The sequence below is a fragment of the Nonomuraea sp. NPDC049419 genome, from assembly GCF_040676995.1.
GTDB lineage: Bacteria > Actinomycetota > Actinomycetes > Streptosporangiales > Streptosporangiaceae > Nonomuraea > Nonomuraea salmonea.
The window spans coordinates 156,930-178,211 of record NZ_JBFAQB010000016.1; the positions used below are offsets into that span (position 1 = coordinate 156,930).

Annotated in this window: 17 protein-coding genes; 7 read left to right on the forward strand and 10 right to left on the reverse strand. The window is 71.4% G+C overall.

From position 1 onward, the window contains the following. Positions 1 to 38 precede the first annotated feature (38 nt). The 4 genes from AB0K12_RS35290 to fdhA form a co-directional block, all read right to left on the reverse strand. Positions 39 to 1,991 carry an ABC transporter ATP-binding protein gene (locus tag AB0K12_RS35290; protein ID WP_364571159.1) on the reverse strand — a complete coding sequence of 651 codons (1,953 nt, stop codon included), beginning with the start codon at positions 1,989 to 1,991 and terminating at the stop codon, positions 39 to 41. Further along, on the reverse strand, positions 1,988 to 3,724 hold the full coding sequence (locus AB0K12_RS35295; protein ID WP_364571161.1) for an ABC transporter ATP-binding protein: 1,737 nt from the start codon (positions 3,722 to 3,724) through the stop codon (positions 1,988 to 1,990). Before AB0K12_RS35295 ends, AB0K12_RS35290 begins: the two co-directional genes overlap by 4 nt. Beyond that, positions 3,724 to 4,350 (reverse strand): helix-turn-helix domain-containing protein, encoded by a 627-nt coding sequence (locus tag AB0K12_RS35300; protein WP_364571163.1) that lies wholly within the window; start codon positions 4,348 to 4,350, stop codon positions 3,724 to 3,726. Before AB0K12_RS35300 ends, AB0K12_RS35295 begins: the two co-directional genes overlap by 1 nt. A gap of 188 nt (positions 4,351 to 4,538) precedes the next feature. Continuing rightward, complete coding sequence (gene fdhA, locus AB0K12_RS35305) at positions 4,539 to 5,762, reverse strand: formaldehyde dehydrogenase, glutathione-independent (protein ID WP_364571165.1); 1,224 nt, start codon at positions 5,760 to 5,762, stop codon at positions 4,539 to 4,541. A 380-nt stretch (positions 5,763 to 6,142) separates the two neighbouring features. Between fdhA and AB0K12_RS35310 the strand changes: the two genes are divergently transcribed. After that, a complete protein-coding gene (locus tag AB0K12_RS35310; protein WP_364571167.1) occupies positions 6,143 to 7,147 on the forward strand; it encodes a polysaccharide deacetylase family protein in 1,005 nt (334 codons plus the stop codon). Between the two features lie 126 nt (positions 7,148 to 7,273). On the opposite strand, the gene AB0K12_RS35315 is transcribed toward AB0K12_RS35310, so the two are convergent. Continuing rightward, positions 7,274 to 7,873 carry a TetR/AcrR family transcriptional regulator gene (locus AB0K12_RS35315; protein ID WP_364571170.1) on the reverse strand — a complete coding sequence of 200 codons (600 nt, stop codon included), beginning with the start codon at positions 7,871 to 7,873 and terminating at the stop codon, positions 7,274 to 7,276. A gap of 69 nt (positions 7,874 to 7,942) precedes the next feature. Here AB0K12_RS35315 and AB0K12_RS35320 point away from each other — a divergent pair, with 69 nt between their 5' ends. After that, a complete protein-coding gene (locus AB0K12_RS35320) occupies positions 7,943 to 8,995 on the forward strand; it encodes an amidohydrolase family protein (protein WP_364571172.1) in 1,053 nt (350 codons plus the stop codon). Positions 8,996 to 9,316: 321 nt separating this feature from the next. Here AB0K12_RS35320 and AB0K12_RS35325 read toward each other — a convergent pair whose 3' ends face one another. Beyond that, positions 9,317 to 10,186 carry an aminoglycoside phosphotransferase family protein gene (locus AB0K12_RS35325; protein WP_364571174.1) on the reverse strand — a complete coding sequence of 290 codons (870 nt, stop codon included), beginning with the start codon at positions 10,184 to 10,186 and terminating at the stop codon, positions 9,317 to 9,319. 93 nt (positions 10,187 to 10,279) lie between these two features. Here AB0K12_RS35325 and AB0K12_RS35330 point away from each other — a divergent pair, with 93 nt between their 5' ends. Then, positions 10,280 to 11,278 carry an ABC transporter permease gene (locus AB0K12_RS35330; RefSeq protein ID WP_364571177.1) on the forward strand — a complete coding sequence of 333 codons (999 nt, stop codon included), beginning with the start codon at positions 10,280 to 10,282 and terminating at the stop codon, positions 11,276 to 11,278. Here AB0K12_RS35330 and AB0K12_RS35335 read toward each other — a convergent pair. Next, entirely contained in the window at positions 11,273 to 12,607 is a 1,335-nt protein-coding gene (locus tag AB0K12_RS35335; protein ID WP_364571179.1) for a GAF domain-containing SpoIIE family protein phosphatase, read from the reverse strand. The two genes, AB0K12_RS35330 and AB0K12_RS35335, sit on opposite strands and share 6 nt — an antisense overlap. A 436-nt stretch (positions 12,608 to 13,043) precedes the next feature. Here AB0K12_RS35335 and AB0K12_RS35340 point away from each other — a divergent pair, with 436 nt between their 5' ends. Continuing rightward, positions 13,044 to 13,691 carry a hypothetical protein gene (locus tag AB0K12_RS35340; RefSeq protein ID WP_364571181.1) on the forward strand — a complete coding sequence of 216 codons (648 nt, stop codon included), beginning with the start codon at positions 13,044 to 13,046 and terminating at the stop codon, positions 13,689 to 13,691. A 2-nt stretch (positions 13,692 to 13,693) separates the two neighbouring features. Here the strand turns inward: AB0K12_RS35340 and AB0K12_RS35345 are convergent, their stop codons facing one another. After that, on the reverse strand, positions 13,694 to 13,870 hold the full coding sequence (locus tag AB0K12_RS35345; RefSeq protein WP_364571183.1) for a hypothetical protein: 177 nt from the start codon (positions 13,868 to 13,870) through the stop codon (positions 13,694 to 13,696). Between the two features lie 174 nt (positions 13,871 to 14,044). Between AB0K12_RS35345 and AB0K12_RS35350 the strand changes: the two genes are divergently transcribed. Beyond that, positions 14,045 to 17,728: a hypothetical protein gene (locus AB0K12_RS35350; protein WP_364571185.1), complete on the forward strand. Its 3,684-nt coding sequence runs from the start codon at positions 14,045 to 14,047 to the stop codon at positions 17,726 to 17,728. Between the two features lie 40 nt (positions 17,729 to 17,768). After that, positions 17,769 to 19,049 (forward strand): acyltransferase, encoded by a 1,281-nt coding sequence (locus tag AB0K12_RS35355; RefSeq protein ID WP_364571187.1) that lies wholly within the window; start codon positions 17,769 to 17,771, stop codon positions 19,047 to 19,049. On the opposite strand, the gene AB0K12_RS35360 is transcribed toward AB0K12_RS35355, so the two are convergent. Together AB0K12_RS35360 and AB0K12_RS35365 are read right to left on the reverse strand one after the other, a co-directional pair. Continuing rightward, positions 19,033 to 19,758, reverse strand: a complete 726-nt coding sequence (locus tag AB0K12_RS35360) for a hypothetical protein (RefSeq protein WP_364571189.1) — start codon at positions 19,756 to 19,758, stop codon at positions 19,033 to 19,035. The genes AB0K12_RS35355 and AB0K12_RS35360 overlap by 17 nt on opposite strands. Beyond that, positions 19,745 to 20,257, reverse strand: a complete 513-nt coding sequence (locus AB0K12_RS35365; protein WP_364571191.1) for a SigE family RNA polymerase sigma factor — start codon at positions 20,255 to 20,257, stop codon at positions 19,745 to 19,747. Before AB0K12_RS35365 ends, AB0K12_RS35360 begins: the two co-directional genes overlap by 14 nt. Positions 20,258 to 20,372: 115 nt before the next feature. Here AB0K12_RS35365 and AB0K12_RS35370 point away from each other — a divergent pair, with 115 nt between their 5' ends. Then, entirely contained in the window at positions 20,373 to 21,248 is an 876-nt protein-coding gene (locus tag AB0K12_RS35370) for a hypothetical protein (protein WP_364571193.1), read from the forward strand. Positions 21,249 to 21,282: the final 34 nt, after the last annotated feature.

Genomic DNA, 21,282 nt, shown 5'->3' on the forward strand with positions numbered 1-21,282 from the left:
TAAGGGGAGGGGACGCGCGGCCCCTCCCCTGTGTCGCGTTATTCGACGTCCACCACGGCCTGGGCGAACTGGGCCTCGTGGAGGCGGGCGTAGGCGCCGCCGGCCGCCACCAAAGACTCGTGGGTGCCCTGTTCCACGATCTGACCGTCCTCCATGACGAGGATCAGGCTGGCGTCGCGGATCGTGGACAGGCGGTGGGCGATGACGAAGCTGGTACGCCCCTCGCGCAGCGAGCTCATCGCGCGCTGGATGAGCACCTCGGTGCGCGTGTCGACCGAGCTGGTGGCCTCGTCCAGGATGAGGATGGCCGGCTCGGCCAGGAACGCCCTGGCGATGGTGATGAGCTGCTTCTCGCCGGCGCTGACCGCGGCGCCCTCCTCGTCGATGACGGTGTCGTAGCCGTCGGGCAGGGTGTGGGCGATGCGGTCGACGTGGGCGGCCTCGGCGGCGGCCTCGATGCGTTCGCGGGTGGCGTTCTCGGCGCCGTAGCCGATGTTCTCGGCGATCGTGCCGCCGAACAGCCAGGTGTCCTGCAGCACCATGCCGATGTTGGAGCGCAGTTCCTCGCGGGACATCTCGGAGATGTCCACCCCGTCGAGCGTGATGCGGCCGCCGGTCACCTCGTAGAAGCGCATGATGAGGTTGACCAGCGTCGTCTTGCCCGCTCCCGTGGGGCCGACGATGGCCACGGTCTGGCCGGGTTCGACGGTCAGTGACAGGTTCTCGATCAGCGGGCGGTCGGGGTTGTAGGAGAACGACACGTTCTCGAACGCCACCCGGCCCCTGACCTGCTCGGGCCGCGCGGGCTTGGCGGGCTCGGCCGACTGCTCGGGAGCCTCCAGCAGCTCGAAGACCCGCTCGGCGGAGGCGACGCCCGACTGGACGAGGTTCGCCATGCCGGCCACCTGGGTGAGCGGCTGGCTGAACTGCCGGGAGTATTGGATGAACGCCTGCACGTCGCCCAGCGAGATCGAGCCCGACGCCACCTTGAGCCCGCCCACCACGGCGACCAGCACGTAGTTGAGGTTGCCGATGAACATCATGGCCGGCTGGATCACGCCGGAGATGAACTGGGCGCGGAAGCTGGAGCCGAACAGGGCCTGGTTGTGCTCGGTGAAGGTGTCCTCGGCCTCCTTCTGCCGGCCGAACACCTTGACCAGCGTGTGGCCGCCGTACATCTCCTCGATGTGGCCGTTGAGCTTGCCGGTCGAGGACCACTGCGCGATGAACTGCGGCTGCGACCGCTTGCCGATGAGCGCGGTGACCCAGACCGTCACCGGCACCGTGACGAGCGCGATCAGCGCGAGGACCGGCGAGATCACGAACATCATCACCAGCACCGCCACGACCGTCAGCAGCGAGGTGATGAGCTGGCTCATCGTCTGCTGCAGGCTCTGGGCGATGTTGTCGGTGTCGTTGGTGGCGCGGCTGAGGATCTCGCCGCGCGGCTGGGAGTCGAAGTAGCTGAGCGGCAGCCGGCCCAGCTTGGCCTCGATGCGCTCGCGCAGCCGGGCGGCGGCCCGCTGCACGACGGTCGTGGTCATGCGGAACTGCACGATGCCGAGCGCCGCCGCCAGCAGGTAGACGGCCAGCACCCAGCCGAGCACCTGGGCGAGCCCGGTGAAGTCGATGCCCTGGCCCGGTACGACGTGCATCGAGGAGACCATGTCGGCGAAGGTGTCCTGGCCCTGGACGCGCAGCCCGGCGACCGCCTGCTCCTTGGTGGCGCCCGGCGGGAGCTGGGCGCCGATGACACCGGAGAAGATCAGGTCGGTGGCGTAGCCGAGGATCTTGGGGCCGATCACGGTGAGCGCGACGCTGGTGGCGCCGAGCGCGAGGATGACGATCAGCAGCGCGCGCTCGGGCCGCAGCAGCCGCATCAGGCTGCGCAGCGTGCCGCGGAAGTCGAGCGCCTTCTCCGCGGGCCCGCCCATCATGCGGCCGGGCCCGAAGCCGGGCTGGGGGCGGCGCGCGGGCGCCTGGGCCGTCATGCTGCGGCCTCCTGTTCGGTGAGCTGGGACAGGACGATCTCCCTGTACGTCGGGCAGCTCGTCATGAGGTCGGCGTGGGTGCCGCTGCCGACCAGGCGGCCGTCGTCGAGGACGAGGATGAGGTCGGCGTCGCGGATCGTGTTGACCCGCTGGGCCACGATGACGATGGTCGCGTCGGTGATCTCCTCGGCCAGCGCGGCCCGCAGCCGGGCGTCGGTGGCGTAGTCGAGCGCCGAGAACGAGTCGTCGAAGAGGTAGATCTCGGGCCGGTGCACCAGGGCCCTGGCGATGGCCAGGCGCTGGCGCTGGCCGCCTGAGACGTTGGTGCCGCCCTGGGCGATGGGCTCCTCGAGCTGTCCTGGCATCGCCTCGACGAACTCGCGGGCCTGCGCGATCTCCAGGGCGCGCCACAGCTCCTCGTCGGTGGCGTCGGGGCGGCCGTACCTGAGGTTGGAGGCCACGGTGCCGGAGAAGAGGTAGGGCGCCTGCGGGACCAGGCCGACCGCGCGGGACAGCGCGGCGGGGTCGAGGTCGCGGACGTCGACGCCGTCGACCAGCACCTGGCCCTCGGTCGCGTCGAACAGCCGCGGCACCAGGTTGAGCAGCGTCGTCTTGCCGCTGCCCGTACTGCCGATGATCGCGGTCGTCCGCCCCGGCCTGGCGGTGAAGGTGAGGCCGGACAGCACCGGCTCCTCGGCGCCCGGGTAGCGGAAGCCGACCGAGCGCAGCTCCAGCTCGCCGTCGTGGCGGCTGGGAGTGACGGGGTCCGCCGGCGGGTGGACGGTCGGCTCGGTGTCGAGCACCTCCTTGATGCGCTCGGCGCAGACCTCGGCGCGCGGGATCATCATGAACATGAACATCGCCATCATCACCGACATGAGGATCTGCATGAGGTAGGAGATGACCGCGGTCAGCGCGCCCACCTGCATGGTGCCGTCGGCGATGCGGTGGCCGCCGAACCAGATGACGGCGACGCTGGAGACGTTCACGACCAGCATGACGGAGGGGAACATCAGCGCCATCAGCCGCCCGACCTTGAGCGAGACGTCGGTGAGCCGGTCGTTGGCCACGCCGAAGCGCTCGCGCTCGTGCGTGTCGCGGACGAAGGCCCTGATCACGCGGATGCCGGTGATCTGCTCGCGCAGCACCTGGTTGATCCGGTCGATGCGCTCCTGCATCGTACGGAACAGCGGACGCATCAGCACGACGACCGTGCCGACGATGACGATCATCAGCGGCAGCACCACGAGCAGCAGCGACGACAGCGCGGTGTCCTGGCGCAGCGCCAGCACGATGCCGCCGACGCACATGATCGGCGCGGCCACCATCATGGTGAACGTCATCAGCACCAGCAGCTGGACCTGCTGCACGTCGTTGGTGGTGCGGGTGATCAGCGAGGGCGGGCCGAACCTGTTGACCTCCTGGACGGAGAAGGCCTGGGTGCGGTGGAAGACGGCGGCCCGCAGGTCTCTGCCGAGGGCCATGGAGATGTAGGCGCCGTAGTAGACGGCCACGATCGAGCAGACGATCTGGATGAGCGTCACACCCAGCATCAGCAGCCCGATGCGCATGATCGTGCCGGTGTCGCCCTTGACGACCCCGTCGTCGATGATGTCGGCGTTGAGCGTGGGGAGATAGAGCGTGGCCAGTGTCTGGACGAACTGGAAGAGGACGACGAGCGTGATCTCTTTCCCGTACGGCCTGAGCTGGACGCGCAGGAGACGGAACAGCATCAACTGGTGCTTTCTGTGGGTGGAGTGGGGGAAGGCCGTACGAGCAGCCCGTCGAGCAGCACGGAGACGATCTCGTCGTCGTCCATGTCGCTGAACTCGTCGCCGGCGGGGCCGAACTTGGCCTGGGTGCTGACCGCGATCAGCATGAGCAGCAGGTGCGCCGCGGCCTTGGGGGAACGGCGCAGCCGGTCGCGGTCGGGCGCCATGAGGGCGGCCACCGCGTCGGCGATGTGGCGGCGGCTGCTGAGCAGATGCTGGGCGAACTCCTTGTCCCGCATCGCCACTTCCCCGACGCCGGCGTGGAGCCGCTCGTTGGTCTTCATGCCGTCGCGCACCAGCTTCACCACCTGGCTCAGCCGGGTGCGCAGGTCGGTCTCGGTGCCGACGCCCTGGATGCGTTCGACGGCCGGTCGCGGGTCGAACGCGTGCATGAGCGTCGCCCGTACGAGTGACGCCTTGTCGGGGAAGACGCCGAAGATCGTGCCCTCGGCCACGCCCGCGGCTTCGGCGATCTTCCTGGTGCTCACGGCGGTGCCGTGTTCGCGCAGCAGCGGGAGCGTGGCGGCGATGAGCGCGGCCCTCCGGTCTTCCGGGGCCATGGCCGGCACCCGTCGCCTCTTACTCATGCGAAAGAGGCTAATGAGTGAGTACTCGCTCGTTCAACGGGTTTTATCCCGACAAAGCCGCCGCCGAACGCTGAACACCCTGGCAGGGGGACAGACGGGAGGCCACAAAAGAGCCGGAGTTGCCGCGGATGACGACGAGGACGGTGTCGGGCGCGCCGCACAGCACGTCCGACACCGTACCTCCGGAACTAGGCGGCGGCGCCGAGGTAACCGTTCGGGTCGAGGACGTACTTGCGGGCCGCGCCCTCGTCGAACTCCTGGTAGCCGCGCGGCGCCTCGTCCAGCGGGATCGGCGTCGCGTTGACGGCCTTGGCGATCTGGACGCGGTCGTGCAGGATCGCCTGCATGAGCTGGCGGTTGTAGCGCATGACCGGGCACTGTCCCGTGGTGAAGCTGTGCGACTTGGCCCAGCCGAGCCCGATCCTGATCGACAGCGACCCCCGCTTGGCGGCCTCGTCGGCGGCGCCCGGGTCGCCGGTCACGTACAGGCCGGGGATGCCGAGCGCGCCGCCCGCCCTGGTGATGTCCATCAGCGTGTTGAGCACGGTCGCGGGGTGCTCCTTCTGCGCCTCCCGGCCGTGGCCGCGCGCCTCGAAGCCGACCGCGTCCACGGCGCAGTCCACCTCGGGCTCGCCGAGGATCTGCTCGATCTGGTCCTTGGGCTCGCCCTGCGAGACGTCCACGGTCTCGCAGCCGAAGCTGCGCGCCTGCTCCAGCCGCTGCTTGTTGAGGTCGCCGACGATGACGACGGCGGCTCCGAGCAGCAGCGCGGACGCGGCGGCGGCCAGTCCGACCGGGCCGGCGCCGGCGATGTAGACGGTCGAGCCGGGCTGCACGCCGGCGGTCACGCAGCCGTGGTAGCCGGTCGGGAAGATGTCCGAGAGCATGGCCAGGTCGAGGATCTTCTCCATCGCCCGGTCCTTGTCGGGGAACTTCAGCAGGTTCCAGTCCGCGTACGGCACCAGCGCGTACTGCGCCTGCCCGCCGATCCAGCCGCCCATGTCGACGTACCCGTACGCCGAACCGGGCCGGTCCGGGTTCACGTGCTCGCAGATGCCGGTCTTGCCCTCCTTGCAGTTGCGGCACCGGCCGCAGGAGATGTTGAACGGCACGGACACGAGGTCACCGACCTTGATGAACTCCACACCGGGGCCCGTCTCGACGACCTCGCCGGTGATCTCGTGGCCGAGCACGAGGCCCTGCGGCGCGGTCGTACGGCCCCTGACCATGTGCTGGTCGCTGCCGCAGATGTTGGTGGCGACGGTCTTGACGACGGCGGCGTGGGGCAGCTTGCGCCCGACGTTGCCCGGGTTGACGCCGGGACCGTCCTTCAGCTCGAAATCGGGATAGTCGAGCTCGTGGACCTCGACCTTTCCTGGGCCTTCGTACACGACTCCCTTGTTGCCGGGCATGGGGAACTCCCCCTCTTCAGAAGGTGACGGGCGTACGGTTCTCGACGGCCTTCCTGATCACCCCCCTGCCCGCGACATTGCGACAGAAGCTGAAAAAGACGCATAAAACGCCCTCTCCTGCCGAATATACCCACCGGTTTCTGCTCGCTTCCTGCTGTGACCGACTAGGGGCCCGCCGTTGACCGAGACCTGCCGTGGCCATGGAAGAAGCTTTCATGGATCCGATAATTTTCGGTCGCCATAGAGGCATGTGAGAGCCACTGTTTCCCGCTGCATTACGAGCATCTGTCCGAAACATTTCTGTCAGATGTTGACACATTTCGGCGTCGTTCTCACAATGACCGCAGGTGCAGCCCCCTCAGACGATCAAAGGGATCAGCATGATCGACCGGAAACGCCGCAGCGCGCTCGTCACCGCGCTCTTAGGCGCGATCCTCGCCACCTGCCTCGCCGTCACCGCCACCTCAGCCGTCGCCGCGCAACGCCAGGCCGCCGCAGCGGACTGCAGCGCCGGGTACGTCGGGCTGACGTTCGACGACGGGCCCAACCCCGGCAACACGCTCAACCTGCTCAACGCCCTGACCTCGAACGGCCTGCGCGCCACCATGTTCAACACCGGCCAGAACGCCCAGAACAACCAGAGCCTGGTCAGGGCGCAGCGCGACGCGGGCATGTGGATCGGCAACCACAGCTGGTCGCACCCCCACCTGACGCAGCTCGGCAGCTCGCAGATCACCTCCGAGCTGCAGCGCACCCAGCAGATCATCCAGCAGGTCACGGGCAGCGCGCCGCGGCTGTTCCGGCCGCCGTACGGGGAGACCAACGGCACGGTCAGGTCCATCGAGCAGCAGCTCGGCCTCACCGAGGTGCTGTGGGACGTCGACTCCCAGGACTGGAACGGCGCGAGCACCGCCCAGATCGTCCAGGCCGCGGGCCGCCTGCAGAACGGCCAGGTCATCCTCATGCACGACCAGTACGCCACCACCCTGGCCGCCATCCCCCAGATCGCCGCGAACCTGAGCAGCCGCAACCTGTGCGCCGGCATGATCTCCCCGAGCACCGGCCGCGCCGTCGCCCCCGAGGGCGGCGGCGGCCCCACCACCCCGCCGCCCGGCGACTCCTGCACCGCCACCATCACGCCGGGCCAGCAGTGGGGCGACCGGTTCAACCTGTCGGTGACGGTGTCGGGGTCGAGCTCGTGGATCGTCACGGTGACGCTGAATTCGCCGCAGCGGGTCATCGCCACGTGGAACGGCAGCCCGTCCTGGGACTCCAGCGGGCGCGTGATGACGATGCGGCCGAACGGCAACGGCAACACCTTCGGCTTCACCGTCCTGCACGGCGGCAACTGGACCTGGCCCTCGGTCTCCTGCCGCACCGCCTGACGGCTGCCCGACGACTGCCCGACGACTGCCCGGCGTCCCGGCCGGCCGCGCCGCCTGGTGCCCTTCCGCCGCGGCCGGACGGGGGGAGGCGGCGGGCCCTTGAGCCGAGGGCCCGCCGCCGGCCGCTCAGCGAGGGGCCGCCAGGGGGAGCAGGATCTCGTCCACGAGCGTGACGACGTCCTCGGCGGTCACGTACCCCTTGTCGGCCGACTCGCCGAGGAGCATGCGCGGCCCCACCGAGGCCACCAGCGGGGTCACGCGCGCCGGGTCGGCCTCGCCCCGCTCGGCGGCGGCTCTGAGGCAGCCGAGCAGGGTGTCCCGATGCGGGACGATCACCAGCTCCTTGATCGCCGCGGCCAGCCGGGGCGGCCGCCCGCGATCGTTCAGCAGCTGGTGCAGCGCCCGCCCCCGCGGCTCGGACAGGACGGCGGCGAACCTGTTCAGCAGCTCCAGCAGATCGCCGCGCAGCGACCCGGTGTCAGGGACGTGCTGTTCGCCGAACCCGACGACCGGGTCACGGAGTGCGGCGAGCAGCAGCTCGTCCGGCGAGGACCAGCGCCGGTACAGCACCGATTTGCCGGTGCCGGCGCGCGGCGCGAGCTTGTCGAACGCGAGCGCGCCGAACCCCTGCTCGGCGAGCGCCTCGAAGGCCGCCTGGTAGATGGCCCTGGTCAGCTCACTGCCCCGCCGCCGCGTGGACGGCTCGGTGCCAGGACGGAAGGTCACCCCTCCGGTTATAGCGGACGCCGCCGTATCCTCTGTTAGAGGACAAAATTGTCTCTTATAGGGGTGGACATGAGCGAAGCGTTCTCGGTGGTCGAGGTGCGGGTCTTCGACGGGCGGGAGCTGACCGCGCCGGTGACCGTGACCGTGCGCGACGGGGTGATCGAGGGCGGGCCGGGTGGTGGGAGGGTCGTCGACGCGCGTGGCGCCGTCCTCCTGCCGGGGCTGATCGACGCGCACGTTCACGTACGCAGGCGGGAAACGCTGGACGTGCTGGCCCGTCACGGTGTGACCACCGCGCTCGACATGGCCTCATGGCCACCGGAGCTGCCGGGCTCCCTGCGGCGCGCGTCGGGCACCACGGACCTGCGCAGTGCCGGGCTGCCGGCCATCGGGCCGGGCGGCCGGCATGCCCGGCTGCTCGGCCTGGACGGCGAGGCCATCGTGACCGATCCGGACGCCGCCGAGGAGTGGGTCGCGGCGCGGGTCGCGGAGGGATCCGACTACATCAAGGTCATCCTGGAGGCGCCCGGCCAGGGCGGACCGGGAGCCGAGGTCGCGCGGGCGCTGGTCGAGGCGGCGCATCGGCACGGCAGGCAGGTCGTCGCGCACGCGGCCTCCCCCGGCGCCTACACCATGGCGATCGAGGCGGGCGCCGACGTGGTGACCCATACCCCGCTCGGGATCCCGGCCGGCACGTCCGACGTGGAGCGGACGCGCGTCGCCGTCCCCACGCTGACGATGATGCGGGCCATCGCGAGCTTCTCCGGCCGGCCCGAGGGCTTCTCCGCCGCACAGGCCACGGTCGAGGCCCTGCACCGGGCCGGGGTCCCGGTCCTGGCGGGCACCGACGCCAACGACGAGCTGGGCGACGCGCTCGCCGTCCCGTACGGGAAGAGCCTGCACGACGAGCTGGAGCTGCTCGTCGAGGCCGGGCTCGGTACGGCGGCCGCGCTCAGGGCCGCCACCTCGCTGCCCGCCCGCCACTTCGGGCTGGCCGACCGCGGCGTCATCGCGCCGGGCATGCGGGCCGACCTGCTGCTCATCGACGGCGACCCGCTTGCCGACATCACCGCCACGCGCAACGTGCTGCGGGTGTGGTGCGCCGGGGTCGAGCGGTCGTGACCGTGCCGGGACCCCCAGGCCCGGGACGATCACGATCGTTCGTACGGTCAGGAGCCGTCACCAGCCCCAGCCGCCTCCCCAGGGGCCACCCCAGCCCCACCAGCGCCTTCTCCTCCAGCGCCAGCGGCGCCTCCGCCAGCGGCATCGCCAGCCGCGTCGGCCGCAGCCGCCCCCTTGCTCGAATCCGGGACCTCCAGCCATGGTCGTCCCTCCCCCGTAGCTTTGCTCCCTTCGTGTTCAGGCTAGGCCGGAAATCACCACAAACCGGGGCATATTTCGCGATTTCACGCTGCCTTGACGGCAATATCACTACGTAAAGCGCTACCGGACCGCGCCCGCCTCCGCCTCCATCCAGGCCGCGATGTGCCGGGCGTAACTGTCCGGGAGAGGCAGCGGGTCACCGCCGATGGTGAACACCGCGCAGAGGATGTTCACCCCGAACAACCGGTCCCAGACCCTGGCCCGGCGATAGGTCTCGGCGTCCACGGCCGCCCGCACGTTCTCCCAGCCGTGCCAGCTCATGAACGCGGCGTCGATCGCCGGGTCGAACAGCTGCGCCCGGTCCCAGTCGAGCACTCCGACCAGCGTGCCGTCCTGCGCCCAGTGCACGTTGTCGCCGGCCAGGTCGCCGTGCACCAGCACGTCGGGCACCAGCACGTCGGGCCCCGTCTCCAGCTCCAGCGCCGCGGCCAGCCTGCGCTCCGCCTCGGGCCGCAGCCGTTCCGGCAGCCGGGGCAGCACCTCGTGCTCCAGCACGCGCGCCCAGTGCCCGTCGTGTGCCCTGGGCGCGGGCAGCAGCCCGCGCAGCTCCTCCGTCACCGGCAGCTCGCGCAGCGCCGCCAGCAGCCCGGCGATCTGCCCGGGATCGCCCTGGCCCTCCGGCAGCCCCGTACCGTCGAGCCAGGAGACCGCCACGGCCCTGCGCTCGCCGAAGTCGGTCACCGGCGTCAGCGGCTCAGGCACCTCGAAGGGCGGCCCGGCCGCCCGGACCGCGCGCAGGATCTCGACCCCGCGCGGCATCTGCGCCGCGCCGAGCGGGCGGCGGGAGACGCGTACCGCCGCCACGCCCGGCAGCAGCACCACGTCGTGCACCCCGCCGGGACCGCGCCGCGCCCGGTCCAGCGGCGCGCCTGGCACCAGCGCGTCGGCGATCTCCAGCAGGTCGTCGGTCAGAGGTTCTGGCTCGTTCACCGCGCGAGCCTATCCGCCGCCGGAGGATCAAACCTGCACAAGGGGCGCGTGTCACCGCCGGGGCGGCGGGCCGCGCATGCCTAGCGTGAGGGCATGCACGAACGGTTGCGCCACCGCTGGGCGGCTCTCAAGGAGTCGCCGTACGGGCCGGCCACCGTGCTCATCCTCATCGTCTCGGCCGGCGCCGGGCTGTTCGCCGGGTCCTACACGTACGCCATGGCCAACCCCACCCCGCATCGGATCCCCGTCGCCGTGGTCGGGATGAGCCACGAGACCGTGCGCGGCAGGGCGTTCGCCGCCGGTCTGGAGCGGCAGCTCAACGCCTCGCTCGCGCTGATCTACCAGCCGTCACCGGCGCACGCCCGGCAGCTGGTCGAGGAGCAGCGGGTCTTCGGGATCCTCGTGGTGCGCGGCTCGGACGTCAGGCTCGACGTCTCCGGCGCCGCGGGCGCGTCGGTCGCGCAGGTGCTCACCCAGGCCGCCCCCGTGGCGGCGGCGCGCATCGGGGTCCGGCTGACCGTGCGCGACATCAAGCCGCTGCAGCGCGGCGACCCGCGCGGCCTGGCGCTGTTCTACATCACGCTGGCCGCGGTGGTCATGGGGTTCATCGGCGCCGTCCAGCTCAACGTGCACGCGGGCGGGCTGACGCCCTGGCAGCGCATCGCGGCCGTCATCACGTACTCGATGCTCGGGGCGCTGGCCATCGTCGCCATCGTCGACTGGGTGCTCGGCGCGCTCATCCTGCCGATCATGGAGTCGTGGTTCATCCTGGCGCTGACCATGTTCGCGTCGGGGATGGTGTTCACCATGTTCAACACCCTCGTCGGGCGCTGGGCCATGCTGCCGACCTGGGGACTGATGGTGCTGCTCGGCAACCCGTCGTCGGGCGGCGCGGTGTCGTGGCCGCTGCTGCCCTCGCCGCTCGGCGCCATCGGCCGCTGGCTGCCGCCCGGCGCCTCGGTCAACGCCCAGCACACCGCCGTCTACTTCGGCGGCCACCAGCGGCTGATGCCGTTCCTCGTGCTCGCGGTGTGGGCGCTGGGCTCGATGGCGGTCTTCCTCATCCTGCGCGAGCGCCGTCCCGGCTCATGACCGCAGGGCCGCGGGCGCGGCCAGCCGCACGGCGAGCAGGGCGACGTCGTCGCAGAACCGCTCGCCCCGGTGCGCGAGCAGCCGGTCGCACATCTCCTCCAGCGGCAGATCGCGCAGCTCGGCGGCGGCGCGCGCGAGGTCGGCCATGCCCGCGTCGATCCCCTCAGGCGGCTCCTCCACCAGGCCGTCGGTGTAGAAGATCAGGTTCGAGCCGGCCGGGACCACCTGCTCGTGGTCGGGACGCGGCAGATCGAGGACGACGCCGAGCGGGTGGCCGGCCTCCGCCCGCAGGTAGAAGGCCGCGCCGTCGTCGGTGACCAGCAGCGGCGGCGGGTGGCCCGCGCTCGACCAGCACAGCAGCCACTCCGCGTCCCCGCGCTCCTCCAGGCGGGCCACCAGCACCGTCGCCATCGGCCCGCCGTGCAGGCCGTGCAGCACCTCGTCCAGGCGGGCGAGGATGCGGGACGGCGGCCGGCACAGCTCGTACGCGATCACCCGGAGCATGTTGCTGATCTGGCTCATGACGACCGCCGAGCGCACGTCGTGACCCATCACGTCGCCCACCACCAGGCAGGCCACGCCGTCGGGCAGCATGACGACGTCGTACCAGTCGCCGCCGATCGGCGGGATCGCGGTGGAGGGGCGGTAGCGGGCGCACGCCCGCAGGCCGTTCATGTCGGGCAGCTCGGGGAGCAGGCTGCGCTGGAAGGTCTCGGCGCTGCGGCGGATGCGCTCGTACAGGCGGGCGTTCTCGATGGCCACGCCGGCCGCGCTGGCCAGGGCCGCGATGAGCCGCTCGTCGTCGCCGGTGAACGGGCCGCCGCCGCGCTTGTCGGCGAAGTACATGTTGCCGTAGACGGTGCCGCGCACCAGGACGGGCACGCCCAGCAGGGACTTCATGATCGGGTGTGAGGCGGGGTAGCCGCGGAAGGAGGGGTGCGTGGTCACGTCGTCGATCCGCATCGGGCGGCGCCGCGAGACCAGCTCGGCCAGCAGGCCGTGGGCGGTGGGCATGCGGCCGATCGCGTCGGCCACCTCGTCGGGCACCCCGTAGGTGACCAGGTCGCTGAACTGTCCCCGCTCGTCCAGCACCCCGAGCGCGCCGTAGCGGGCGTCCACCAGGTCGGCCGAGACCTCCACGACGGTGCGCAGCGCCTGGTTCAGCTCCAGCTCGGAGCTGATCGCCAGGATGGCGTCGAGCAGCCGCTCCATCTGGCCGTGCAGCTCCTGGATCTGTCGCAGGCCCGCCCGCATGCGCTGGACGCTCTCGGCACCCAGCGGCCCCAGGTCCGCACCGTACGCGCCGTCATCGCGCTCCTGCTCGCTCACCTCCACCCCCCGAGATGCCCCCGCCCTCCCCTCATGCCCCTTGCCCCATGCCCCATGCCCCCGGCATGACACCTGGTCACGGGCCCGCCCCTGCCTGCTGCTGATCCGCTCCCATCCGAAGTCATCCGGATCTTTCCGGATTCATCCGGAAAGATCACTGCATTTATGCATGCATCACTGATGAGATCAATGGTCCGTGACGTGCCTAAAGTGACGATCGAAACCGGATGAGATGGAATCTCGGAAGTAGCGCTGTATACGAGACTCTTTCTGGAAACATGGCGTCACCGCACGACCTACGACCTCATCAAGGACGATGACTGACACTTCACGGGCAGGAGCCCAATCACCTTTCATAGCCGCGCTCATAGCGCTGCGGGAATCGGCCGGCCAGCCGAGCTATTCCCAGATGCACCGGCTGTCGCAAACGGAGGGCATGCCCAAGGAACTGCCCCCGAGCACGCTCAACGACATACTCAAGGGCAAGCGCGAGCGCCTCCCCGACTGGGGGCTGGTCGCCTCCTTCGTCATGGTGTGTCACCGTCACGCCGAGCTGACCGGCCTGCCGGCCGAGGCGCTCGGCACCGTACAGCAGTGGCAGGAGCGCTGGCTCGCCGCCCGATCGGAGCAGCCGCGGGTGCCCGCCATCGGCTCTTCCGACCTGTATCGGACGCCGGCCGACGAAGCCGAGCGGCGTACGACGAGGACTGTCGCCCGGCTGGTGCGGCTGGCCTCCGACGGTGACGTCGAGTCCACGTACCGGCTGGCGATCATCCACCTGCTGCTCGGCGAGCACGCGCAGGCCCGGTTCTGGCTCCATGACGCCCTCAGGAAGCGCCACCCCGACGCCGAAGCGTTCGACAAGGACCCGCATCCGGTGATGTACGCGGCCCACCAGTCCTACACCTACGGCCTGGCCTACGAGGGGGAGGGCCCGGCCAAGCGGGACATCGCCGGGTTCTACTACCGCCTCGCGGCCGACCGGGGTCATCCGCAGGCCAGGGAAAGGCTGCGCGTCCTGCGGAACGTGCCGTTCGGGAAGCTGCTGCCCGCCCCTGTCAGCACCGAACGACTTTCCACCTGATCTCACTGTCTCCGGCCCCGGATGGCGCGGATTATCCGGGCGACGCCGTTCAGGACCCGGGCGCGGTCCGACGACGCGGTTCCGTCGAGGGCGAATCGCACAATGATGATCGCGGTCACCGCAATAATCAGCACGATAACCGCAGCGACCATAGCGATCATGACCAATGGGTCATTCACCGATCTTCTCCTCCTTTGAGGTGGGACGGGCTCAAGGAAAGAGCAGTGGCACGAGCACTCGCCAGCCAGAGCGGACGGACCGGATCGGCAGCGGAGAAGGGCAGGTCACGTAGCCCTCATGCCGCGCCAGAACCGGACGCGCCGGACGGGCTCGCCTGAACAGGAGGAGGTGGCATGGCGTCTCGACCGGAGCCGGCACCGCTCCAGGCATACCTCCGCGGGCTGGAAGAGCGTGCCAAGCGGGCCGTGCCCGACTACAGCAGGGCCAAGGTCATCGAGGAGGCCAATAGCGGCGAGTCCGGGGTACGGCTGACGACCTCCCAGGTCGCGGACTGGTTCACGCGGGGCGCGGTGCCGTCCAACGTCGAGGTGCTGTGGAGCCTGGTCGCGCAGCTGCTGCGGTACACCGGTGACGACGCGGGCCGTGTGCCGCCGTCCGCCTCCCCGTGGTGGCGGGAGCGACGCAGGGACTGCGAGGCCCGTTGGAATCAGGCGAGGGAGGAACGCGCCTCCCGGCCGGTCCGCTCTCCCCAGGCTCCGGACCTGACGCTGCTGAACTCCTACCTCGCGGCGGCTCGCGACGCCGCCGCCGAGCACCCCTATCCGGGCGTGCTGCCAGGGGCCATGCTGCCGCCGCTGCCGGACGTCTACATCCGCCGGCAGGCCAGGCGACACCACCCGCTGCCCGACCCCGGCGCGTGCGAGCGCCCGATGGTCGAGAAGGCGGTGTACGACGAGCCGCAGTCCGCCGAGGAGCTCATCGGCCACGACGGAGGGACCAGGGTGTTTCTCGGCGGCCCAGGCTCGGGCAAGTCCAGCCTGCTCCGCATGGCGCTGATCACGCTGGCGGATCGCTGGCTCACCCGGTCACCCGGCGCTCATCGGCCGCCGTCCGCGGCCCCGCTGTACGTGCCCGCCTCCTACCTCACCCAGCCCGGCTCGTTCGCCGCCCAGCTCAAAGCGGCGACCGAGGCCCAGCTCAGGGGGCGGCACGTGCTGCCGCTCCCCGAGGACTTCTTCTGGCGCGAGCCCTACCCCGGCAAGCACTGGCTGGTGCTCATCGACGGCCTCGACGAGATCATCGACCTCCGCCGCCGCACGACGGTCATCCGGTTGCTGCGCTCCCACCGCGCCGGGCCTTACCGGTTCGTCCTGACCAGCCGCCACCTGTCGGACGAGGAACAGCAGGCCGTCGACAACGACCCCGACATGATCGGCTATGACCTGCTACCCCTCGACGACGGCCGGCTCGGCGACCTGGCTCGGAGCTGGATCAGCGCGTACGGGTCGGCTGAGGCGCACCACCCCCCGATCACGACGACGGGTGACCTGGCACGGATCCCCCTGGTGGCCGCCATCCTGTGCCAGATCCGCACGGCCCGCCCCGGCCGGCCACTCCCCCGCGACCGGTTCGGGATCTACGACACCTTCCTCGATCTGCTCGAACAGGACATGTACGAAGCCGCGCCGCTCAGCATCACCCAGCACCTGAGGAACCGCCTCGACCACCTGGGCGAGCAGGCCGCGCCCGCCGTCAACGGGCTGCCGCGACGCGTGCTCCTCGCGCTCGGCGCGGTCGCCGCCGAGCGGCAGGACGGCCGCACGACCGACCTCTTCACCGCCGTGACGTGCGCCGCCGCCGAACTGCGCCCCGACGGTCTGCCCGCCAGGGAGTGGGAGGCGCTGGTGGTCCAGACGACGCACAGGACGGGTCTGGTGGCAGGACGGGACGCCGCCATGACGTTCGTCCACCAGACCGTCGCCGACTTCCTGGCCGCCCGCCACGTCGTGGGGGACGCCGTGCTGAGCAAGCACGCGTTCGAGCAGCTCTTGGACGGACCCGCCTCGGCGGAGCCGACCTCGTATCACCGTTTCCTCATCCTCGCCTGGCAACGCACCGGCACCGACCTGGAGTTGCCGGCCGCGCTGCACCGGCTGGCGACGGATCGCCGTACTGTCGCCTGCGTCGCCGAGCTCGCGCGCGAGGGTGCCGAGCCGGCGGCGGAGACCGTCCGCGCGGCGAGCGCTCTGCTGATCACCATGGCGGCCGATCCGCGACTGGGACATCACGCCCGCCTCCAGGCGGCCCTGGCTGTCACGGCACTCGATCGGGCCGGCGCCGTCGGAGCCCTCCGTGACCTCGTCGCCGATCAGGAGCTGCGCCGGCCCATACGGCTGGACGCGGCCAGGGAACTCGCCCGGCACGACAGGACGGCGGCGGTGAAGGCTCTCGGTGACCTGGCGGCGGAGCGCGGCATGGCCGGGGCCTTCCGGGTGGCGGCGGCGAAGGAGCTCGGCGAGCTGGACCCGGCGGCGGCCACGTCCGCCCTGCGCGCGCTGGTCGCCGAGTCGCGCGTGCCGGGCAGCTCGCGTGTGGCGGCGGCGCAGGCTCTCCGGAAGCTGGACCAGGCGGCGGCCGTCGCCGCGCTGCACGCGCTGGTCGCCGACACCAGCGCCTGGACGGACACCCGGATCCAGGCCGTCCTGGCCTTACGGAACCTGGATCAGGCGGCGGCGGTCTCCGCCGTCCGCGCCCTGGCCGACGTGGAAAGGGGCGTCGACTACTACCGCCTGGCGACCTCCCCTTCGCTGCGCGACCTCGATGCGCAGGCGTCGGTCGCGGCCCTGTACGCCCTGGCCTGCGACGCCGAGCAGCGCGACCCCTACCGGCTGGACGCCGCCCTGAGGCTCCGCGAACTGGACCTGGCCACGGCCGCCGACGCACTCGGCACGCTGGCCGCCGACCCCCGTGTGAGCGCCACGCACCGCTGCACGGCTGCCGAGGCGCTGGAGCCGCTGGACGCCTCGGCGGCGTTCGCCGCCTTCTCGGCGTTGGCGCGGGGCACCGGCCGGGTCTCCGTCAAGGCGGCGACCAAGCTGGCGGCGCTGGACCGGGAGGCCGGCATCAGGCTGCTGCGGACCTTGGCCGCCGACCGGCGAGTGGACGATTCCGCACGCTATGAGGCGGCCCGGGCGCTGGGCCTGCTGGACCCGTCGATCTCCTTCGACGCGCTGCGCACGCTGGCGGCGGAGACGACACTCTCCGACGTGACCCGTCTGCGGGCGGCCGAGCGGCTGGCGGCGCAGGACCCCGGCGACGGTGCCGCCGCGCTGGCGACCATGGCGGAGGACGGCACCGCGCACGGGATCGTCCGGGTCAGGGCGGCCGAGACGCTCGCGGAGACGGACCGGCGGGCCGGTGTCGCCGCACTGGCCGCCATGGCGAGCGACGCCCGGCTCACCGGGATCCTGCGGTCCCGGGCAGCCGAGGCGCTCGTGGAGCTGCATCCGCAGACCGCCGCGCCGGTGCTGCACGCCCTCGCCACCGACCCCCATCTGGACGGCTCCTGCCGGCTCGCCGCCGCCGAAGCCCTGATGAAGCTGGACCGCGACGCCGCCGCCCGCGCGTTCCACAGCGTGGCCGCCGACGTGACGGTGCCGGGCCATCTCAGGCTCGACGCCGCCGCAGCCGTCCAGGACGCTGTTCCGCTGCTCACGGCTACAACCACCGGGAACGGCGCCGACGCCGCCTTGGCCGGCCAGGAGGCCGTCCCGCTGCTCACGGCCATGGCCGCCGAGACCGGCGCTGACGGCGTCATGCGCGTCCGGGCCGCCGGCATGCTCGCCCGCCTGGACCGGGACGCCGGCGTCCGTCTGCTCATCGCCCTGGGCGAGACCCTGGACGGGGAGGTGCGGTTCCGGGCGGCCGAAACACTCGCGGCATTCGATGCTGCGGCCGCCCTCACGATATTCCGCGCGCTCGCCTCGAACGCCGCCGTGCATCCCCAGGTCAGCCGGTGGGCGGCGGATGCGGTCGAGGACCTCGCGGGCGTGCCCGGCGGAGAGCTCCGGACTTGACTCTCAGCATTCACCCAGCTTGACCCTTTAGCGTTATGGGATGGTTACCAACGTGGCCGCCGGGAAGGGCAGCGGCCTGCAGGGGCACGAACGGCCGGCGGCCCGGCGGCAGACCTGGCTCGACGCGTTGCGCGGTGTGGCCGTGCTGGCCGTGCTCTTCGAGCACCTGCTGGACGCGCTCTTCCCCGAGGTCCGCGCCAACGTCAGCCCGTGGTTCGACTTCGGCCAGTACGGCGTGATGGTGTTCTTCCTCATCAGCGGCTACGTGGTGCCGGCCTCGCTGGAGCGGCGGGGCAGCGTCACCCGATTCTGGGCGGGCCGGTTGTTCAGGCTCTATCCGCTGTGGATCCTCGTGGCGCTGGCCGGGACGTTGTTCGGGCTGGTGCCGGTCTACTGGGAGCTGCCCGACCAGGTCGCCGACCATCCGCTCACGGGCGCCGTCGCCCACGTGACCATGATGCAGGACTTCCTCCAGGTGCCCAGCGTCGTCAACGTGTTCTGGACGCTGTCGTACGAGATGGTCTTCTACCTGCTGGTGACCGCGCTCTTCCTGCTCGGGCGGGGACGCCCCCGCACCGCCGGCGTGCTCGGCGTGGCGGTGGCGGGCGTGCTCGTGGGCGGGGTGCTGCCCGCGGGCGCGCTGTCGGGCGCGCTCGGCGTCGAGGTGACCGTCGTGGCCGCCACCGGCGTGGGGGTGCTGGGGCTGGCCGCCGTCCTCATGGGCGGCCACCGTCTCCGCCTGGCCGGCGGCGCCGCCGTGGGGGCGCTGGCCATCGTGCTGCTGTGCGTCAACAGCAGGATCGGCGCCTGGCAGAGCGTGGCGATCCTGGGCACGATGTTCGCCGGCACCGCGCTCTACCGGCTCGACCACGGGCAGCTCGGGCGCGGCGTGGGGCGCTGGATGATCGGGCTGGTGCCGGCCGCGTCCATCGCCGCCGCCTTGTGGTACGGCCCCGGCTGGGGCATGCCGGACGACGAGGCCATGGCGTTCCGGTGGAGCTGGTCGGCGGCGGTGGCGGCGGCCTGGCTGACGTTCCTGGCCTGCCGCCTGGTGCGCTCGTACGCGATGCCGCACCCCCTCGTCCGCCTCGGGCTGATCAGCTACTCCGTCTACCTGCTGCACCCCCTGTTCATCCAGGTGCTGCGGCGGCTGGTCCCCGACCCGGGCCCGGTGCCGCTGCCCACCCGCATCGGCTATTCGCTGGTGGTGTGCTGCACGGTGGTGGGATCGGCCGCCCTGTCCTACCGGTACGTCGAGCGGCCGGCCCACGCGTTCGGCCGCCGGTTGCCGGCCAGGCCGGCGGTCAGAGCGTCGAGCTGAGCCCCTGCGCGATCTTCCGCAGCTCGGCCTTGACCGCCGTGACGCTCTTGAGGTCCTTGGCGTAGGTGGGGCTGAAGGAGATCTCCGCCCACTGCCGCTCCTTCAACTGCACGAACATCGTCGGCGTGCCCTTCATGCCGTCCTCGCCGACGTTCTGGATCACCAGGTAGCCGGCCCGGCCGCCGACGGTGACGTCCTCGCCGTCCTCCTCGCTCCGGTACGTCTGGATCCGGTCGGTGACTTCCAAGGAGGCGTCGTTCTCGTACATGTAGATCTGGACGCAGTAGAAGCCGTTCTTGTCGCCCTTGTAGTCGTAGGTGACGCTGTAGCTGTCGCCGAAGTCGATCGACCAGTGCTTCCACCGCAGGCGCTTGGGCAGGTAGCCCACCTTGACGTGGCCGAACTCCCGGCCGTCGCCCAGGTCACCGAGGTCCGGCGGGTCCGACCGCATCGGCGGGGTGTCGTCGATGGCCGGCGGCTCCACCGTGGCCGTCACCTGGTCGGGGAAGGTCGCCAGCGAGCCGGCGGCGACGTACCCGACCGGCATGGCCGCGATCACCGCAACCGACAGGGCCGCCGCGGTCGCACTGAGCCTCCTGCGCCGGCTCCTGGTGCGGGCGACCACCCGTTCCAGCAGGTCGGGCGCCGCGTGCAGGTCCACGGTCTCCTCGGCCATGAGCCGGCGCAGCTCGTTCTCAAGCGTGGGCATTGCTGATCACTCCCTCCACGTCCGCACCGCCGAACGCCGCACGCAGCTTCGCCATCGCCTTCGACGCCTGGCTCTTCACCGTCCCCGCCGAGCAGCCCAGCACCTCGGCCGTCTGCTGCTCGCTGAGGTCCTCCCAGTAGCGCAGCACGACCACCGCGCGCTGCCGTGGCGGCAGCTTGCGCAGCGCCTCCATGAGGACGTGCCGCAGGTCGGCGTCCGTCGTGCGGGCCGCCCGCTCCGGCGGGGTGTGCACGGGGATGAAGCTGAGGATCGCGCGGCGGCGGGCGCGGCTGATGGAGAGGTTGATGATGGTACGGCGCACGTAGGGCTCGGGGGTGTCGTGGCGGACCCGGTCCCAGTTCCGATAGGTACGCTCCAGCGCGGTCTGCAGCACGTCCTCGGCCTCGCTCGCGTCACCGCAGGCGAGGTACGCCACGCGCAGCAGGCTCGTGCCGCGCGCGGCCACGAACGCGCCGAAGTCGTGTTCCGCGCCGTTCACGATCGTCTGTCCAATGTCACGCCCTCTGATACGCCCGGGCCGGGAGTCGCGTTGCCCGGCGGTCGGCGATTATTTCGCGGGCAACCTCCGGCCGGGCCGGGGCGTATAGGAGTGCGTGACGAGACGTACGAGATTCGCGGGCCTCCTGGCGACCGCCCTAGCCGCCGGACTGGCCCTGGGCGCCGGCATCATGACCGCCTCGACCGCCGCCGTGTCCCCCGAGGGCGCCTACTGGCACACCCGGGTCATCTACGCGTCGGAGCATCCGTGGCGGTTCGGCACCAAGGCGGACCCATACCGGCTGACCGAGCGGCAGATCATGGAGGGCTGGGCCACCCGCGACGGCCGGTTCTGGACCGGCAGCAGGGAACTGGGGGCACGGCCGAGCAGCGCCGCCGACGAGCAGGCGTGGCAGCGTGACGGCTCCCCCGGCAAGTGGAGCACGTCGATCGACGGCAAGACGGTGAAGATGTCCACCGAGCCCGCCAACGGGCACGTCCTGCCGAACCGGACCTCGACGCAGTTCTTCCTGGCGGGGCAGCGGCTGACGTACGAGGAGGTGCAGCGCCTGCCCGCCGACGCCGAGCGGCTGAAGGACTGGCTGCGCCAGGCCGGCCGGGTCAGCCGGGTCCCGCCCGCCGGCATGGACTCGTGGGTGACGTCGTCGCTGCCCGCGACGCTGTACGACCTGCCCGCGCCGAAGGAGGTCCGCGCCGCCGCGTACGAGGCGCTGCTCACGATGCCGGGCGTGCGCGCCGCCGGCCAGGCCACCGACGCGCTCGGCCGCACCGGCGCGTCCGTCGTGCTCACCCGGCCGGGGAAGGAGGGCGGGACCGGCCGGCGGCTGATCGTGGACACCGGGCGGATGATGCTGCTGTCGTCCGGCGACACGGTCAGGCCCGCTGCCGAGGAGCCGGCCAGCACGCACACGACCACGGTGGTCGAGGCCGGCTGGACCGACGCGCCACCGGCGGTCCCCGCCCTCCCCTGACCGGCCGGTGGGCATGGCGATCTTCCGGGTTCGA

Excerpts from the sequence above, each read along its gene's own strand:
- AB0K12_RS35290 (WP_364571159.1), bottom strand. The coding sequence starts at position 1,991 with ATGACGGCCCAGGCGCCCGCGCGCCGCCCCCAGCCCGGCTTCGGGCCC.
- AB0K12_RS35300 (WP_364571163.1), bottom strand. The coding sequence starts at position 4,350 with ATGAGTAAGAGGCGACGGGTGCCGGCCATGGCCCCGGAAGACCGGAGG.
- AB0K12_RS35295 (WP_364571161.1), bottom strand. The coding sequence starts at position 3,724 with ATGCTGTTCCGTCTCCTGCGCGTCCAGCTCAGGCCGTACGGGAAAGAG.
- AB0K12_RS35330 (WP_364571177.1), top strand. The coding sequence starts at position 10,280 with ATGCACGAACGGTTGCGCCACCGCTGGGCGGCTCTCAAGGAGTCGCCG.
- AB0K12_RS35310 (WP_364571167.1), top strand. The coding sequence starts at position 6,143 with ATGATCGACCGGAAACGCCGCAGCGCGCTCGTCACCGCGCTCTTAGGC.
- AB0K12_RS35340 (WP_364571181.1), top strand. The coding sequence starts at position 13,044 with ATGCCCAAGGAACTGCCCCCGAGCACGCTCAACGACATACTCAAGGGC.
- fdhA (WP_364571165.1), bottom strand. The coding sequence starts at position 5,762 with ATGCCCGGCAACAAGGGAGTCGTGTACGAAGGCCCAGGAAAGGTCGAG.
- AB0K12_RS35360 (WP_364571189.1), bottom strand. The coding sequence starts at position 19,758 with ATGCCCACGCTTGAGAACGAGCTGCGCCGGCTCATGGCCGAGGAGACC.
- AB0K12_RS35350 (WP_364571185.1), top strand. The coding sequence starts at position 14,045 with ATGGCGTCTCGACCGGAGCCGGCACCGCTCCAGGCATACCTCCGCGGG.
- AB0K12_RS35355 (WP_364571187.1), top strand. The coding sequence starts at position 17,769 with ATGGTTACCAACGTGGCCGCCGGGAAGGGCAGCGGCCTGCAGGGGCAC.
- AB0K12_RS35320 (WP_364571172.1), top strand. The coding sequence starts at position 7,943 with ATGAGCGAAGCGTTCTCGGTGGTCGAGGTGCGGGTCTTCGACGGGCGG.